The sequence below is a fragment of the Nakamurella deserti genome (assembly GCF_003260015.1).
In the GTDB taxonomy this organism is placed as follows: domain Bacteria; phylum Actinomycetota; class Actinomycetes; order Mycobacteriales; family Nakamurellaceae; genus Nakamurella; species Nakamurella deserti.
Map to the genome: position 1 here is coordinate 190,634 of NZ_QCXS01000004.1, position 16,055 is coordinate 206,688.

At 72.1% G+C, this 16,055-nt stretch carries 13 protein-coding genes; 6 read left to right on the forward strand and 7 right to left on the reverse strand.

Annotated elements, in window-relative coordinates; genetic code table 11:
* Positions 1-16: 16 nt before the first annotated feature.
* Both DB033_RS19320 and DB033_RS19325 read right to left on the reverse strand, forming a co-directional pair.
* Positions 17-367, reverse strand: coding sequence for a hypothetical protein (locus DB033_RS19320; protein WP_157970810.1), 351 nt, complete (start codon positions 365-367; stop codon positions 17-19).
* A 10-nt stretch (positions 368-377) separates the two neighbouring features.
* Complete coding sequence (locus DB033_RS19325) at positions 378-1,244, reverse strand: tyrosinase family protein (protein WP_111768593.1); 867 nt, start codon at positions 1,242-1,244, stop codon at positions 378-380.
* Between the two features lie 751 nt (positions 1,245-1,995).
* Between DB033_RS19325 and DB033_RS19335 the strand changes: the two genes are divergently transcribed.
* The 5 genes from DB033_RS19335 (at position 1,996) to DB033_RS19355 (ending at position 7,590) form a co-directional block, all read left to right on the forward strand.
* The gene (locus DB033_RS19335) at positions 1,996-2,379 is read left to right on the forward strand and encodes a chorismate mutase (protein ID WP_111768595.1); all 384 of its coding nucleotides are present in this window, start codon (positions 1,996-1,998) and stop codon (positions 2,377-2,379) included.
* Positions 2,376-3,374, forward strand: a complete 999-nt coding sequence (locus DB033_RS19340) for a glycosyltransferase (protein WP_111768596.1) — start codon at positions 2,376-2,378, stop codon at positions 3,372-3,374. The genes DB033_RS19335 and DB033_RS19340 overlap by 4 nt, the downstream gene beginning before the upstream one ends.
* The gene (locus tag DB033_RS19345) at positions 3,371-4,894 is read left to right on the forward strand and encodes a glycosyltransferase family 4 protein (RefSeq protein ID WP_205844048.1); all 1,524 of its coding nucleotides are present in this window, start codon (positions 3,371-3,373) and stop codon (positions 4,892-4,894) included. The genes DB033_RS19340 and DB033_RS19345 overlap by 4 nt, the downstream gene beginning before the upstream one ends.
* Positions 4,860-6,452 carry an ArnT family glycosyltransferase gene (locus DB033_RS19350; protein WP_111768597.1) on the forward strand — a complete coding sequence of 531 codons (1,593 nt, stop codon included), beginning with the start codon at positions 4,860-4,862 and terminating at the stop codon, positions 6,450-6,452. The genes DB033_RS19345 and DB033_RS19350 overlap by 35 nt, the downstream gene beginning before the upstream one ends.
* A gap of 100 nt (positions 6,453-6,552) precedes the next feature.
* Positions 6,553-7,590: an ATP-grasp fold amidoligase family protein gene (locus tag DB033_RS19355; protein WP_111768598.1), complete on the forward strand. Its 1,038-nt coding sequence runs from the start codon at positions 6,553-6,555 to the stop codon at positions 7,588-7,590.
* Here DB033_RS19355 and DB033_RS19360 read toward each other — a convergent pair.
* The 4 genes from DB033_RS19360 to DB033_RS19375 all read right to left on the reverse strand — a co-directional run bounded on the left by DB033_RS19360 (position 7,579) and on the right by DB033_RS19375 (position 13,209).
* The gene (locus DB033_RS19360) at positions 7,579-8,703 is read right to left on the reverse strand and encodes a glycosyltransferase family 4 protein (protein WP_111768599.1); all 1,125 of its coding nucleotides are present in this window, start codon (positions 8,701-8,703) and stop codon (positions 7,579-7,581) included. The genes DB033_RS19355 and DB033_RS19360 overlap by 12 nt on opposite strands.
* Before the next feature lie 190 nt (positions 8,704-8,893).
* On the reverse strand, positions 8,894-10,009 hold the full coding sequence (locus tag DB033_RS19365) for a glycosyl hydrolase family 28-related protein (protein ID WP_111768600.1): 1,116 nt from the start codon (positions 10,007-10,009) through the stop codon (positions 8,894-8,896).
* 747 nt (positions 10,010-10,756) lie between these two features.
* A complete protein-coding gene (locus DB033_RS19370) occupies positions 10,757-11,890 on the reverse strand; it encodes a right-handed parallel beta-helix repeat-containing protein (RefSeq protein ID WP_111768601.1) in 1,134 nt (377 codons plus the stop codon).
* Positions 11,887-13,209, reverse strand: coding sequence for an oligosaccharide flippase family protein (locus DB033_RS19375; RefSeq protein WP_170315604.1), 1,323 nt, complete (start codon positions 13,207-13,209; stop codon positions 11,887-11,889). The genes DB033_RS19370 and DB033_RS19375 overlap by 4 nt, the downstream gene beginning before the upstream one ends.
* A gap of 496 nt (positions 13,210-13,705) precedes the next feature.
* On the opposite strand from DB033_RS19375, the gene DB033_RS19380 reads away from it, so the two are divergent.
* The gene (locus DB033_RS19380) at positions 13,706-14,830 is read left to right on the forward strand and encodes a glycosyltransferase (protein WP_111768603.1); all 1,125 of its coding nucleotides are present in this window, start codon (positions 13,706-13,708) and stop codon (positions 14,828-14,830) included.
* Between the two features lie 108 nt (positions 14,831-14,938).
* On the opposite strand, the gene DB033_RS19385 is transcribed toward DB033_RS19380, so the two are convergent.
* Entirely contained in the window at positions 14,939-15,976 is a 1,038-nt protein-coding gene (locus DB033_RS19385; protein WP_111768604.1) for a LacI family DNA-binding transcriptional regulator, read from the reverse strand.
* Between the last annotated feature and the right edge of the window lie 79 nt (positions 15,977-16,055).

Here is a 16,055-nt window from a genome sequence, read left to right on the forward strand (position 1 = left end):
CCGTGGCGGTGCGCCGTCACAGCGCCAGCACCTTCCGCTCGTGCATGTCCACCAGGTCCGACAGCATCTTCCGCAGATCGGTGTAGTCGGAGAACGGCAGCAGATGGCTGTGGTAGCGCCGCAGGCTGTCCAGGGAGACGTGCACCGCCGGCCGGTTGTCCACCTTGGCCATCACCATGTCTCCGCTCACCGTGATGGTGATGGTGTGGTTGCGGTAGGTGAAGGTGATCGTGGTCGGTGGCGGCGCGGCGGCTCCCGCGCCGGCCGCGGCCATCGCGACCGGTTCCTGCCGGAAGCCGGCCGCCATCAGTGCCGCGACGATGCCGGCACCGCCGACCCCGGTCAACGCCTGTCGTCTGTTCACCATGGTCGTCCCCTCAGATGTACGAGTAGCCGGGAGTGCCGGCGGTCTGCGCGTCGTGCAGCGTGGAGATGTCCTGGACGCCGTTGGGTGTCCAGCCGGACCAGAGCAGGGACGTCATGACGTCGTCGGCGCGCTGACCGGCGTAGCTGGTACCGGCGCTGGCGTTGGTCGGTGCGTACGGGCGCCGCGGGGTGGCGGCGCTCTGCCAGGTCCACCACAGCCGGTCCACGTTGGCGTGGTGCAGCCAGAACACCGGGTCGTTCGGTGACGTGCCGACGAGCATGTCCCCGGCCACCCACCGGTGGACCTGGTTGTGCAGCCGGGGACCCCCGAGCCAGCCCTCGAGCCGGTTGCGGAAGCTGGACGTGGACGACTTGTTGTACGGCGGCCGGTCGTAGGTGGTGTATGTCATCAGATCCGCGATCTGGTTCTCGTCGGGCAGCGTGGACGATCCGGCGCTGTCCCGTCCCAGCAGCCGGATCAGACCGGCTGAGGTCCGGCGGTTGAACGACCGTGTCGAGTTGTTCCAGATCAACGCCTGCCAGTCGGCGAAGGGCCCGTTCAGCACGCGGTTGCCGGCAGCCATGTCGCCGTCGCCGCCGAGATACGCCGGCGTCCACAGTTTCGAGCGCCGGGGATTTCCGGCGTTCAGCCGCGCCTCGACCTCCCACGCCCAGTACGGAATGCCCGCGATGGGGGTGGTGCCGGCCGGCGCGGCCGCGATCAGCATCGTCTCGAGTTCCCACAGGCACGCCCGGTGCCACGGCAGGAATATCGGGCCGGAATGGCCCGCATTGCTCTCCGCACCCGCGGGCGTCGGCGTGTTCATGGCCGTCATGTGCCGACGGATGAAATCGTCGTAGGCGCCACTGGTCTTCAACGCCCTGAATGCATTCGTCAGTTTCGTGACCTCAGCCTGGGGCAGACTGAGAATGTTCGCTCTTTGACGCAACGGAATCCTCTTCTCCTGCAGCGGGGCCCGGGCCGGGAGGGGGATCCACTCTCGACCGGACAGGCGCTCGGGGAGCACGCGGTGAGCGGCACCCGGGTGGCGACGGGGGGTCCATCGGAGCCGCCGTCAGCAGACCAAATCGGAGAACTGTGCGCAACCCGGACAACCCGGTCGCCGGATGGTTCATTCAGAAGGGGGCGCTGGTCACCACGGGCGGCGCACCTGGGCTACCGCCGGCTCTCGCATTACGAGGATTACCGCCTGAATTGTAGACGCCGAGTATTCGCACTGTGACGCGAAGTGACCGTGCGTCGACGGAAATTCACGATACGACATCTTCTCGTCATGATCGACGACCGCTGCGGCCATGTACCGGTCGTCGTCGGGCACTTCGGACCGGTAAACGAACATGATGAATACGACGGATCTCCCCTTCCGGGAACGGCGGCTGACCGACGGTGTCGACCGGGAACACCCGGCGCGGCGTCGCGTTCACCCGTTCACCGCGTCCGCCGGACCGGCCGACCGACCGCGTTGACGGCGCATCGGACAATTGGTATGAAGTACCTCGGCTCGATCGGAAAGCGTTGTCGAAGCCCAGTCGTCGGTCGACATTCACACCTCCCAACGATTTCCGTCTGCTTTTCCGTGCCTGCACGCATGTTCATCGGAGCGTGAAATGAATTCAACAACGGTGATTCCGGGCGGCGTCGACGCCACCCCGGTGGCCGGTGTTCCGGTCGGCGGGCTGCCGATCCCCACGGACCAGGACGAGATTGACCGGTACCGGGTCGAGATCGACCGGATCGACGAGTGGCTGGTCACCGCGGTGCGGCGACGCACCGAGCTGTCCCGCGCGATCGGAGCGGCCCGCCGGGATCTCGGCGGCCCGCGCGTGGTCTACAGCCGCGAGCTCTCGATCCTGCGCCGGTTCCGCGGGCTGGGGCCGCGGGGCACCGATCTGGGTCTGCTGCTCCTCGAACTGGGCCGCGGCTCGCTGGGCCACGCCCTCGTCCCCCTGCCGGACGAGTCGACCCCGGCCGCGTCGGCGGTGCACGCATGACGGCCGTCCCACTCCGTCCGGATGATCGCGAGATCGACTCCGCACTCGCCGATCTCGCGGCCTCCGTCGCTCCCGGTCCGACGGCACCCGGGGACGGCCACCACCCGGTCGGCGACCACCAGCTCGAGATCGTCATCCCCGCACTGAACGAGGAGACGCGGATCGGGCCCACGCTGGCCGCCGTCTGCCGCTACCTCGCCACCCTGCCCTTCCGGTCGTCCGTCATCGTGGTCGACAACGGGAGTGCCGACGGCACTCCGGATGTCGTGCGGCGCTGGAACTCCGCGGCCGTCCCGGTCCGGCTGATGGGCTGTCGGCACGCCGGCAAGGGCGCCGCGGTCAAGGCCGGCGTGCTGGCCTCGCGGGCCCGCTGGGTGGGCTACTGCGACGCCGATCTGTCCACGCCGATCACCACCCTGGCGCAGGTCCTGCGCGAGCTGGAGGCGGGTTCCCGCGTGGTCATCGGATCCCGCCGGTGCGCCGGTGCGAGCTACCGGCAGCAGCAACCCCTCGTGCGCCGCACGGCGGGCTGGGCGTTCCGCCGGTTGACCCGTTCCGTGGCCCTCGGGGTCGCCGACACCCAGTGCGGCTTCAAGTTCTTCGACCGACCGACCGCGCAGCGGCTGTTCGCCCAGGTGTGGACCACCGGGTTCGCCTTCGACGTGGAGCTGCTGTCCGCCGCGCACCGGTTGGGTGTCCCGGTGGTCGAGGTGCCCGTCGAGTGGTCGGACCAGGAGGGCTCGACCCTGCGCGTGCTGGACCAGGCGTTACGCGTGCTGCGCGAGGTCCACTACCTGCGGACCCTGGACGCGACCGGCAGCGCCGATGGCGACGTCGCGATCGTCGCGCCGCCCACCGTGGTGGTCCCGCCCACCCTCACCGCGGAGAGCAGCGCGTCCGCCGAGATCTCCGTGATCGACACCGCCCCCACCGGCCCGGACGGCCCGCTCGACCGGACACTCGACGCGTCGCTCGAGGAACGGCGGGTCGGATGAGGATCGCCATTCTCAACTGGCGCGACTTCCGCCATCCCGAGGCCGGCGGCGCCGAGCTCTACTGCCACGAGGTGGCACGCGAGTTGGCGGCGGACGGCCACAGGGTGGTGCTCGTGACCTCCCGGCCCGAGCGCACCCGTGGACGCGAGAACCGGGACGGCTACACGATCGTGCGCCGCGGGGGCCGTTTCACCGTGTACCCGGCGGTCCTGTGGTGGCTGCTGATCCACCGCAACCGCGTCGACGCGGTGCTCGACAGTCAGAACGGCATCCCGTTCTTCGCACCCCTGGCGGTCCGTCGTCGCACGGCGGTGGTGCTCCTGATGCACCACGTCCACCAGGACCAGTTCGGTCTCTACTTCGGCCGGCTCGGCGCCGCGGTCGGGCGGTGGCTGGAGGCCACGGTCGCCCGTCGGGTGTACGGACACCGCCCGGTGGCGGCGGTCTCGCCCTCGACCCGCGCGGCCGTGCGGCGCCGGCTGCGCTTCCGCGGGCCCATCCGGCTCGCCCCGTGCGGACTGCCCACCGAGCTGCCGGCCGACCGTGCCCGGTCGGCGACGCCTCGCATCGTCACCGTGGGCCGGTTGGTGCCGCACAAGCAGCTCCGGCTGCTCGTCGACGCGATGCCGGTGGTGTCCGCCACCGTCCCCGACGTCGAGCTGCACCTCGTCGGGGACGGCCCGGACCGACCGTTCCTGGAGGCCCTCGCGGCCGTCCGGGGCGTGTCGGACCGGGTCGTGTTCCATGGTCGCGTCCCCGACCACGTGCGCGACGACCTGCTGGGGTCGGCATGGCTCACCGTCAACCCGACCCGCGGCGAGGGATGGGGACTGTCGGTCATGGAGGCGAACCGGCACGGCGTGCCGACCGTCGCCCTGCGCGTCGACGGCATCCGGGATTCGGTGGTCGACGGGGTCACCGGCTGGCTCGTCGACGCCCCCGGCGAACTCGGCCCCACGATCGCCCGGGCGCTCACCACACTCGCCGACCCGGTCGAGAGCCACCGCTGGGAGGCGGCGACCCGCGGCTGGTCGGCACGCTTCACCTGGCGGCGGACCGCGGAGCACCTCGGTGCGATGCTGCGCCAGGAGCTGGCCCGCCGCGAGCAGGCGATCGACCGCCGCAGCGTCAGCACCGACCTGGCCACCGTCATCGAAGTCCCCGCTGCCGCGGTGGGTGACTGGTCACCCCGGCTCCGCGACGGTGACCTGCTGCGGCCCACGCCGACCGGGTTCCAGTTGCTGCTGCACGGCATCGACCACGAGGAGGTCCCCGCGCTGCTGGAGCGTCTGGGCGTCGTCGGCAGCGACGAGGACCAGCCGGTGATCGTCTCCGTCGCGGGACCACAGGAGGTGCTGATGATGTCGGCCGGCGCCGACTGGGAGACCGGGGCCGAGCCCGTCCGCTACCCCATGGCCGTCGGCGCCGAGAACGACGTGATCGCCATGCCGGTGCACCTCACCCCCGACGAAGGAACCAGCGACCGTGACGCCTGGCAACACCGCCACCATCGCCCCTGACCCGGGGCGTCGTCCGGCCGTCACCGGCCCGCGCCACGCGAAGCCGGTCACCCGCCCGCCGTGGTGGCCGACCGGTCGCCGCGGCGTCGCGATCGTGGCCGGTGCCGTCCTGCTGGCCGCCTTCGCCGTGCGCGCCGTCGGGCTGAGCCGGTCCTTCGAGCTGTGGGTCGACGAGATGCGGTACGCCGAGCTCGGCCGGTCGGTCAGTCTCGGGCAGCTGCCCAATCTGTCCGACGGACCGTTCTTCCTGCACCCACCGGGGTTCTTCCTCGCCGAAGCGGTCACCATCAGGCTCTTCGCGCTGGGCGGCGACAGCATGAGCCTGGTCTACGAGCTGCGGTGGCTCAACGCCTTCGTCGGGGCGGTCGGCATCATGGTGCTGTTCCTCATCGTCCGCGCCGTCACCACGGCCGGGATGGCCGCCGTGGTGGCCGTCGTGGCCATGTTCGAGCCGTTCGTGCTGCGCAACAACAGCCACCTGATGCTGGAGACCCTGGGCACCACGGCGACTCTCGTGGGCATCCTGCTGCTGGTCACGGAATTGCGCCGGACGACGCCCCGGTTCGCCCGGCTGGCCGTCGGCGGGCTGGCCATGGGCTACGGCGTCCTCACCAAGGACGTCTTCGTGGTGGCGTCGCTGGTGCCGGTGCTCGCCGCGGTGGGGTGGCGGTCGACCCTGTCCCGACGTCAGGCTGCGGCCGCCGCCGCGGGCGTGGTGCTGCCGTACGCGACGTACCTCCTGGTATTGCTGCTCAACGGCGCGATCGACGACTGGGCCCAGGCCAAGTGGTCCGGTCTGCTGCGAATGATCGGGGTGGAGCAGGACACCGGCTTCAACGCCGAGGGCGCACCCAGCCTCCTCGGTCGGCTGATCAGCCAGCTCACCCAGTTCGGCACCAGCTACGTGCTGCTGCTGGCGTGTCCCGTCGCGGGCGCCCTGGCCTGCCTCAGCCGACGTCGCGAGCGGCGCCTGATCGGTCTCGCGGCCCTGTTCATGGGGCTGCTGGGGGTGTACAGCGCGGCTTTCGGCACCTTCGAGGAGAACTACGGCTACCCGGTCCTGATCCTCAGCCTCCCGGCGGCGGCTGTGGTGGCCGCCGAACTCCTCGAGCGGCGCCCGGTCTGGTACCCGCGGGTCGCTGCCGTGACCGCCGCCTTCCTGGTCGCGGTGGTGGCCCTCGGGGTCCGCGCCGAGACCACCACGGACAACGGTTATCTGCAGGTACGGGACTGGATGGCGGCGCACCTGCCCCAGGACGTGAGGGTCGCGGTCACCAACGACACCGGTTACGTGGCCTTCGGACGCGACCCCCGCTTCGGCCTCTGGCCGTCGGCCGCCTCGATGGTCGAACACAAGGTCACCTACATCCTCACCCAGGCACTGCCCACACAGCAGGGCTACGGACGGGCCACCCACGAGATGCTGACCTGGCTGGAATCCCACGGGCAGCCGCTGATCAGGGTCGACGGCCCCACCAACGGGAGCACCGTCCTCTGGTCGGTCCCGTGGGAGAACCTCCAGGCCGGCGCCTCGCTGCACATCGGCGAATCCGACTGACGCCCGCCCGGCCGCGTCCTCCGCTTCCCCCTCCCGAGCACCGAAAGGTCGTGCAGATGAACGAGTCCGCCCACCCGGCCCGCCGCCCGGGGACGATCCGATGACGACGCGGCGGCCGTCCCGCGGCCGACGTGCGCTGACCGCCGTGCAGGATCCACCGGCATCGTCCGGCGGCACCGCGCCACCCCGGACCCCGCCGCTGCACCACCGCGCCGCCCGACGGACCGGTGCCGGGCTGGACGCCGCCGCGCGATCACTGGTCCGGTGGCAGCAGGACCGGCTGCCGGTCCTGGCCCGGGCCTACGACACCGCGGTCCTGCTGCGCCGGATGCACCACACCCTCGGCTACCGCCCCGACCTGCGAAACCCCCGCACCTACAACGAGAAACTCGCCTGGCGCATCCTCCACGATCCCAACCCGCTGATCCCACTGACCACCGACAAGGTGGCCGTCCGCGACTACGTCGCGGCCAAGGTCGGTCCGGACGTGCTGATCCCGCTGATCGGTGTGTACGAACGCGCGGTCGACATCCCGTGGGACGAGTTGCCCCGGTCGTTCGTGCTCAAGGGGGCACACGGCTGCATGATGAACCTCATCGTGCACGACAAGGACTCCCTGGACCGGTGGGAGGTGCTGCGCACGGCCGAGAAGTGGCTGCACACCAACTACTACGAGGAGTCCCGGGAACGGGCGTACCGGGAGATCCCACGGCGGTTGCTGATCGAGGAGCTGCTGACCGACGGGGACGGCGCCGTGCCGGCCGATTACAAGTTCATGGTCTTCCACGGCCGTACCGCCCTCATCCGCCTGCACACCGGCAGGTTCGGCGACCACCGGGTGAACTTCTTCGACGCCGATCTCCGTCCGGTGCCCGTCCGGCAGGTCTTCCCGACCGCGCCGGGCCTTCAGCTGCCGCCCGAGGTGCGCGAGATGGTGCCGCTGGCCGAGGCTCTCGCCGCGGACTTCGACTACGCGCGGATCGATCTGTACCACGCCCGTGGCCGCGCCTGGTTCGGCGAGATCACCCACCACGACGGCAACGCCCACGTGTGGTTCCGGCCGCCGGAGTTCGACGCGGCGCTCGGCAGCCTGTGGACCTCGCCGGCCGCCGCGACCGGCGGGCCGTCACCGGCCTGAGCCACTGCCCGCGACGTCGGCGAGCAGTCCGTACAACCGGTCCGCGCCGCGCGACCATCCCGCGTCCGCCGCGACCGCCGTCCCGCGGGCGATCATCGTCGCGCGGACCGCGGGATCGCCGACGGCCGCGTCCAGCGCCCTGGCCCACGCCGCGACGTCGTGCGGCGCCACCAGGGTGGCGGCGTCGCCGGTCACCTCGGCGACCACCGGAATGGCACTGGCGACCACCGGGGTACCGGCCGACATCGCCTCCAGCAGCGGGAGTCCGAACCCCTCGGCGACCGACGGGAAGGCGAAGGCGCCGGCCGCCCGGTACGTCGCGGCGAGCAGGTGGTCCGGGACGGCCTCGAGCTCCCGGACCCGACCGGCCAGGCCGAGAGCGGCGACCACGGACGCCACCTCGTCGTGTACCCGCGGGTCCGGCCGGCCGACCAGCACCAACGACACCGCGGGATCCATCCGGGCCAGTGCCCGGACCAGGACCGCCTGGTTCTTGTGCGGGCGCCGCGATCCCACGTTGAGGACGAAGCGGTCCGGGAGGTCCAACTCCGCCCGCGCGCGCCGGACCGCGGCGTCGTCGGTGTCGAACGCGGAGCTCTGCACACCGTTGGGGCACACCGTCACCTCCGGGACGCTGCGGTAGAAACCGCCGATGGCCGCCGCCGTCGCGGTCGACGGCACCGTCACCGCGGCGGCGCTGCGCAGGACCCTGCTGGTGTTGGCCCGGTAGGCCCACTGCCGGGCCCGGCCGCCGGTCAACCGGAGGTCACCCTCGAAGATGCAGTCGTGCACGGTCACCACCGTCGGGCACGGCGCCCACAGCGGGGCGAGGGCGTGATAGGGCTCGTACAGGACGCCCGCGTCGAGTCGCCGCAGCAGGCGGGCCAGTCCGGCGACCCGGTACGGGGCGGTGACCGGCACGTCGGTGGTGATCACGTCCACGGCCGGGTCGAGGCGCTCGAACGACATCCAGCCGGGCAGCACCGGCGGCCGGAGCAGCCGGACCGGCACGTCGGTGGCCGGGAAGTGCGAGACCATCTCGAGAATGACGCGGGCGATTCCGAAGCACTGGGGCTGACCCAGCATCCGACCGTCGATCACGATACTGCGCACGTGGTCACGTCCATTTCTCCAGGCACCACCGCCGAATCAGTCGGCGACCACCGGGAGCCTTTTCCGGTGACCGTCGACGGTCATTCCATTCTCCCTCATGTGCGCGCTCGTGCCCATCGGGCACAACGGCGGACGGGAATGGCGCCCCGACGGATCCGGACGCCATTCCCGTCGCTGTCGTGGGTGACTCTCAGCAGCCCGTCGTCCCGCTCACGACGTTGCCCGTGCCGGCCACCACGGTGAGCGATCCGGTGGCGCAGGCCCGGTTGTTCGTCACCTTCACGTTGGCGGGGCGGCCGGTGATGCGGACGCCGTTGCGCGCGTTGTCGTGGAAATCGTTACCGGTGATGGACACGTCGCGGACGAGTCCATCGGAGTTGTAGTAGCCGGTGATGATGCCGGCCGGAGAACCCCAGATCTCGTTCCCCGCGACCGTGACGTTGTAGACCACGTCCGACGACGTCGACAGGGCGAACTGCATGCCGTGGCCGTGCCGGCCCCCGCGGACCTTGTTGCCGACGTAGCGGACGTCGTGGACGCTGCCGCCGTCCATCGTGTGGGCGACCAGGCCGTCGTCGCCGTCGCCGGTGGCCCCGCCCGCGCCCTGGTCCACGGTGTTGCGCACGACGTCGCCGAAGCTCGAGTTGAGGATGTGGATACCGTCGAGCTGGTCGTAGCGGCCCTGGGTGCGGGTGCTGGTGGCGCTGCCGACGATGCAGAAGCGCTTGCTGGACGCGGCCACGATCGAGTAGGTGAACGGGTTCTTCGTGGTCACCCCGGAGATCACCGCGTTCGTCGACCACCTGACGTCGACCAGATACTCGTTGAGTCTGCCACTCACGTTGCCGTTCAGCGTGTCTCCGCTCTGGTCGGCGGTCAGGTCGGCGACGGTCACGTTGACCGCCCGGTTGGTGGTGATCAGCGGACGCCCCCGGTACGGGCCGACCGACGACAGGAAGTTCGGGCCCGCCTTGACCACGGTCGCGGGTCCCTGGCCCTTCAGCGCGACGTTGCTCTTCAACGTCAGGGCTCCGCTGACCAGGAACGTCCCCGCGGGGAGGCTCACGACACCGCCGCCCGCCGCCGAGGCCCGGTTGATGGCCGCCTGGATGGCGGTGCGGTCATCGGTGCCGTCGTCGGGGGACGCGCCGGTGGCCCGGTGGACGGTGGTCGCGGTGGCGCCGGTCGCCTGACTGATGTCGCAGCCGGGAACCACTGCGGCGACGGCGGTCCCGGCGCCGAGAAGTCCGGACACCGCGGTGGCCACCGCGAGGGTGAGAGCGCTGAGACGACGTGACGAAGACATGTTTTCTCCTCGGATGCGGGCAGCCCGCGGGAAACGCCGGACAGCTCGGAAGGGGTGACGCGCCGGACGGCGCACTTCGAGCCGCAGTTGTGTGCAACCGAGCCTCTGCGCGCCCCGGTGGGGCGGCGGGTGGGATCACCCGCTCCTGCGGAGGAGCGGGGAGTGTTCTCGACGCACGCCGGAAAGCGGCTCCGCGGGCCACGTCCCGTTGCGGTTCTTCACCCAGCGTAAGTGCTTCATCACGCACTGCACGCATGCCGCGCTGTGAACTGCTTCACAGAAAGTGATTTCCGGTTGCGGAGGGTGGCGACTACGGATAGTGCCTTGACAGCGGGCCCGCGCATCCCGCGCCCCGCCCGGGTGATCTCAGCGGCGGGCGGCCGGGTACGGGGGGCGGCGAACCGACCCCTACCGTGCGACAGACCGCGCAGCGGATTGAATTCCGGCGCCGGAAGATCTCTCGTGGCGTCCCGGCGACGGCCCGGGGGGGGCGGTGGCGGGACCGGTGGCGGGACCGGTGGCCGGGCCGGCGGAGCCCATGCGGTGACCGGGCCGGCGGAGCCCACGCGGTGACCGGGCCGGCGGAGCACACGCGGTGGCCGGGCCGGCGGAGCCCACGCGGTGACCGGGCCGGCGGAGCCCATGCGGTGCCCGGGCCGGCCGAGCCGTGCGCCGGCCCGATCGGACAGCCGCGACGGGGTACGGCGGGTCGGACCGGTCAGGCGGTGGCGGGTCCGCCCGGGCGGCTCAGTCGGCCGTCAGGCAACCGGCGGCGTTACCGGCCACGGTGTTGCCCTCACCGAGCAGCAGTCTCGGGGTCACGCTGTTGCACAGCAGGTTGGACGTCACCTGGACGCCCGTCGCCGCTCCGGAGAAGTCGACGGTGAACGCGGTGGCGTCGACGAAGACGTTGTCGGACACGACGATCTCGCTGATCGGGGTGACCCCGGCGTAGTAACCGGTGTAGACGCCCTTGGGTGCGCCCCAGAACCGGTTGCGCAGGACGAGGACGTCGGTGATCGGGAAGTCGCCCACGGCCAGTTGCAGGCCGTTGCCGTGCACGCCACCGCGGACCACGTTGTCGGCGAAGACGACCCCCCGCACCGGAGCGCCGATGGTGTGGGCGGCGAGTCCGTCGTCGCCGTCGGACCCCAGGCGCTGGTCCACGGTGTTGGCGACCACGAGACCGTCGGTGGAGTCGAGGACGTGAATGCCGTCGAGTTGGTCGTAGCGGTCCCGCGAGGTGCTCGACGTGGAGCTGCGCATCACACAGAAGTCGGTGCTGCCCGCCACGCCGATGGAGTACGAGAACGGGTCGACCGTGACCACCCGGTCGACCAGTGCGTTGGACGAGCGCCGCACGTCGACCATCGACTCGTGCAGCCGACGGTCGATGGGCCCGCGGACGTCCTGGCCGCGCTGATCGACGGTGAGGTCGGCGATGGTGACGTCCGGGGCGTTGTCGGTGGTGATCATGGGGTGCCCGAGGTAGGGCCCCGGCGTGTCCAGGAAACGGGATCCGCGCTGCAGAACCGTGTCCGGGCCCTGTCCGACCAGTTTCACGCCGGGGCCCAGACGCAGCGGCGCGTCGAGGACGAACCGGCCGGCCGGGAGCCGGACCACCCCGCCACCGGCCCGGACGGCCGCCCGGACGGCACTCTGCAGGGACGGTGCCGCGTCCGACCGGCCGTCGGTGGGCAACCCGACGACGGGCACCTCCAGCTCGGCGGTGGCGCCCTTCGCCGCGCACCGGGCGATCAGGTCTGCCGGACCGGTGCCGACGTCGGTGGAGGCGCCGGTGACGAAGACGCCGATCGCGGCGATGACCAGCGCCACGACGACGGCGTCGAGGGTGCGGCGGCGCCGGTGACGTCGGTTCATCGCGAGAACGACAGCCGCATCCGGGCACCGACGAGCACGGCGCCCGCCAGCGTGCGGGCCCGGTCCGCCAGCAGCAGCAGGTCCGAGCGCCGGATCCCGAGGAAGCTCGTGACGGGGACGCCACCGCACCGGGACATCCACCACACGCTGAGTGCACTCGCGGTCAGGTTCCCGGCGAGGGTGGCCACCGCCGCGCCGAGCGCGCCGTGCGCGGGCACGAGCAGGACCAGCAGCACGACGTTCACCACCACCGCCACGGCCAGGGACAGGCTCCGCAGGCCGGGCCGGCCCCGGGCGCTCAGACCGGCGCCCGCGATCGAACCGGGTGCGGCCGCGACGACCGCGGCGAGCAGGACGAGACCGGCGGGCAGGGCGGCGGCGAAACCCGCACCGAACAGCAGCGGCAGCCCGAGCGGAAGCGCAGCAGCGATGGCGCACGCCAGCAGCAGCGAACACAGCGAGGTGATGCGCGCCGCGGCGCACAGCCGGCGGTCGTCCGCCGCGGCCGAATCGGCGGCGAAAGTCACGTCCCGCACGGCCATGTGGATGATGAGGGTCACGTCGGCGATGCCCACCACCACCGCGTACAGCCCCAGCTGGCGGGCGTCGGACAACGGCGTCATCAGCACCTGGTCGAGGCGGGCCAGCAGCACCCCGGAAAGCGAACCGATCCAGACCCGCGAGCCGAAGCCGGCCAGCGACCGCGCGACCGCGGGCCCGGGAGGTCCGGCCGCCGGGGCGCGGCGGGCGTGCCCGAGCAGCGGGAGGTAGGCCAGCCCGGCGACCACCGGCGCCAGCGCGATGACCATCGTCGCAGTGAACGGTGTGAGCGCACCCGTGACCGCCAGCACCGTGACGCCGGCCAGCCGCAGCAGGGCGGCACCCGCCTGCTCCAGCGCCACCAACCGCCAGCGCTGCAGGCCGGCGGCGCATCCCCGCAGCACGAGCACCATCAGGGTGGGCACCAACGCGAGGATGGCGGCCACGATCATCGGCCGGACGCCGGTGTGGGAGCCCGCCAGGACACCCGCCATCGCGATGCACGTCGCGGTGACGACGAGCCCGCACGACGCGATCAGGAGGGTGCCCAGCCGGGTCACCCGCGACATCGTCGAGGGAGCGCGGGCGATGAGGTGGGTGACGGCCTCGGGTACCCCGAACGTCGACGCGGTGGCGGCCAGGATGAGCGGTGCGGTGGCGGCGGCGAGCTGTCCGCGCCCCTCCACCCCGAGCACGTACGCCAGGATCGGCATCGTCACCAGCGCGACGGCCGGAGCCACCGCGTTGCCCGCCACCGTCGTGGCGATGCCGGAGGCCACGCCCGTGGCCCTCTCGGGCGCGGGCCTGCGCCCGGCGGCGGTCGGCCGGGGCGCGGGGGTTCCGGTCACCGGGCGGTACCACCGTCGCGGCGCCGGTCGCCGGTGGCGGCCCCGCCGGGGGCCGGCCACGGACGGCACCGGCATCCGCGCCGCGCGAGCTCGTGGGGGGACCGTCGGCGTGGTGACGACGGCCGGCGGCCGCTCCGCGATCCTGATCCCGAACATCGGACCGAATGTACACAATTCGGATGCCGCTGTCTGCATTGTCCGGGGTATCACGAACACGTTCACCGGTGCGGTCGACGCATTCCCGGAACAACCGTTCGTAGTTCATTCCAAATCATTGTGAAATGAATTCGAACCATACCGGGACGGCCGTACCCGCGGCACTTGCGGATGGTATTCCCCGTTCACCTCGCGGGTCATACAGTGGGCTCGCCCGCCGCGGACCTCTGCGCGTCCCGACCCGTTCCGCCGCGGTGACCGAGGAGCTTCCGTGCGCATTCTCTTCCTGAGTCACACCAGCCGCCGGAGTGTGTTCCGGGTCGGCAGCCACCATCTCGCCCGTGAATTCGCCGGCCGCGGCCACCGGGTGGTGCACCTGAGCAATCCGTTGTCGGTGGCGCACCTCGCGCGGCTCTCCGACGACGAGGTCCGACGGCGGGCCCGGATGGCGGTGCCGCTGCGGTTGCACCCCATCGACGGCGCGCTGTTCGGCGTGCCGTGGAGTGTGTTCCCGCTGACACCCGACCCCCTGGGGCGGCCGCTGACGCTCGGATCGACCCGGTTGCTGCGGAACGCGCTGCGGCGGGCGGACTGCCTGGATCCCGACCTCGTCCTGGTCGACCAACCGCTGCTGAGCCACCTGATCGAGCCGCTGGGCGCGCGTGCCGTCGTCTACCGGCCGACCGACCTGCACACCGGCGGACAGGCCCTCGAGGCGCAGCGACGGCTCCTGCAGCGCGCCGACGGGGTGATCGCCACCTCGCAGACCGTGCTGGACCCGTTGCTGGCGCAGGGGTTCGGCGGTCCGACCGCCGTGGTACCCAACGGCGTGGACCTCGAACTCTTCGGATCGGCCGACGCCGCCGCCGCCGGCACGGCGCGCCGCGGGGCGGTCTACGTCGGGGCGCTGGACGGCCGGTTCGACTGGGACGCCGTGGCGGCCGTGGCCCGGGCCGCACCGAACGAACCGGTCGACGTCCACGGACCCGGCCCGGGGTCGCGTCCCGCACTGCCGCCGAACGTGGTGGTGCACGGACCGGTCGACTACGCCCGGGTGCCGGGCATCCTCGCGGCGCACCGGGTGGGGTTGCTGCCCCTCAACGACGACCCGACCAACGAGGGACGCAGCCCGATGAAGTTGTTCGAGTACCTGGCGGCCGGGTTGGCGGTCGTCGCGCGGGCCACACCGGCACTGACGGCCCACCGGCTGACCGACGTGCACACCTACCGCAGCGCCGGTGACGCCGGGGACGCCTTCCGCGCCGCGGTGGCGGCACCGCCGTCGCCCGCCGGACGGGCCGCCGCCGCCACGATGAGCTGGGGCTCACGCGCCGAGCTGGTCCTCGACGCGGCCACCGCCATGGCGGCCGGCCGGCCGGTGGCGGTGCCGGGCTGACCGTCCCGGCACCGACACCCCACCCGGACCCGCCGACCCGGACGGACCCGTGCGATCCGGATCGGCCGATCCTGCGGTCGCCCGACCGGCGCCGGCGCCCCACCCGGCTCAGCCGGGGACGTCCGCGACACTCCCCCGCGCCACCAGGGCCGGCGCGATCGTGATGGCGGGGACGGCGACGGTACGGCCGTCGATCATGGTCCGTAGCGCGTCCACGGCCTGCACACCGACGGCCCGGAAATCCTGGTGCACCGTGGTCAACGGGGGTGCGTAGAACGCCGACTCCGGCAGGTCGTCGAAGCCCACCACCGACACGTCCCCGGGGACGGCGAGTCCCGCCTCCGCCAGGGCGCGGATCACACCCAGCGCCGACACGTCGTTGGCCGCGAACACCGCGCCCGGGGGTCCGTCGCGGACGAGTGCGCGACCGGCGGCGTATCCGCCCGCAGCGGTCCAGTCACCCTCGTACAGCGCGTCGGCGGGAAGTCCGGCCGCAGCCAGGACGTCCTCCCAGGCGCGCCGCCGGGCCTGGGCGTCGAAGCGGTCCAGTGGTCCCGACAGGTGCGCGATACGCCGGTGGCCCGCCGCCACCAGGTGTTCGACGGCCAGGGTCGCTCCCGCGTACTGGTCGACGTTCACCGCCGCCATGCCGGGGATCGCCGGGGTTTCCGCCGCGATCAGCACGACGGGGACGGACGCGGCGAGTTCGGCGGCACGGCCGACGGTGAAGTCGTCGGGGGTGACGACGATGACGCCCTCGACGGGTTGGGTGCGGAAGTGGTCCAGGATCGAGACGACCTCGGTCGGATCGGGCTGTTCCATGCTCGCCACGTTGACGTAGTAGCCGGCCCGGCGGGCCGCCGCCTGCACGGCGAGCACCATGCTGGCCTGCCCGTGGAACAGCGACGAGGCGGTCAGCACCCCGATGACCCCGGACCGGTGCGAGGCCAGCGCCCGGGCGGCCAGATTGGGCCGGTAGCCGAGCGTCCGGATCGCGTCCAGCACGCGTTGCCGGGTCTCCACGCGCACCCGGGGTCGATCGTTGAGCACCCGCGAGACCGTCTGGTGGGAGACGCCGGCGAGGGCGGCGACGTCCTTGAGCCCGGCGGGTCGCGACGGCGGCGCGGTGTCGGGCGTGGACGTCATCGGGGCGTTCTCCGGTCGGACTGCGGGTGGGCACCGTCGCGGACACCCGGTCCGGCGCGTGGTGGGTCCGTCAGAGGTA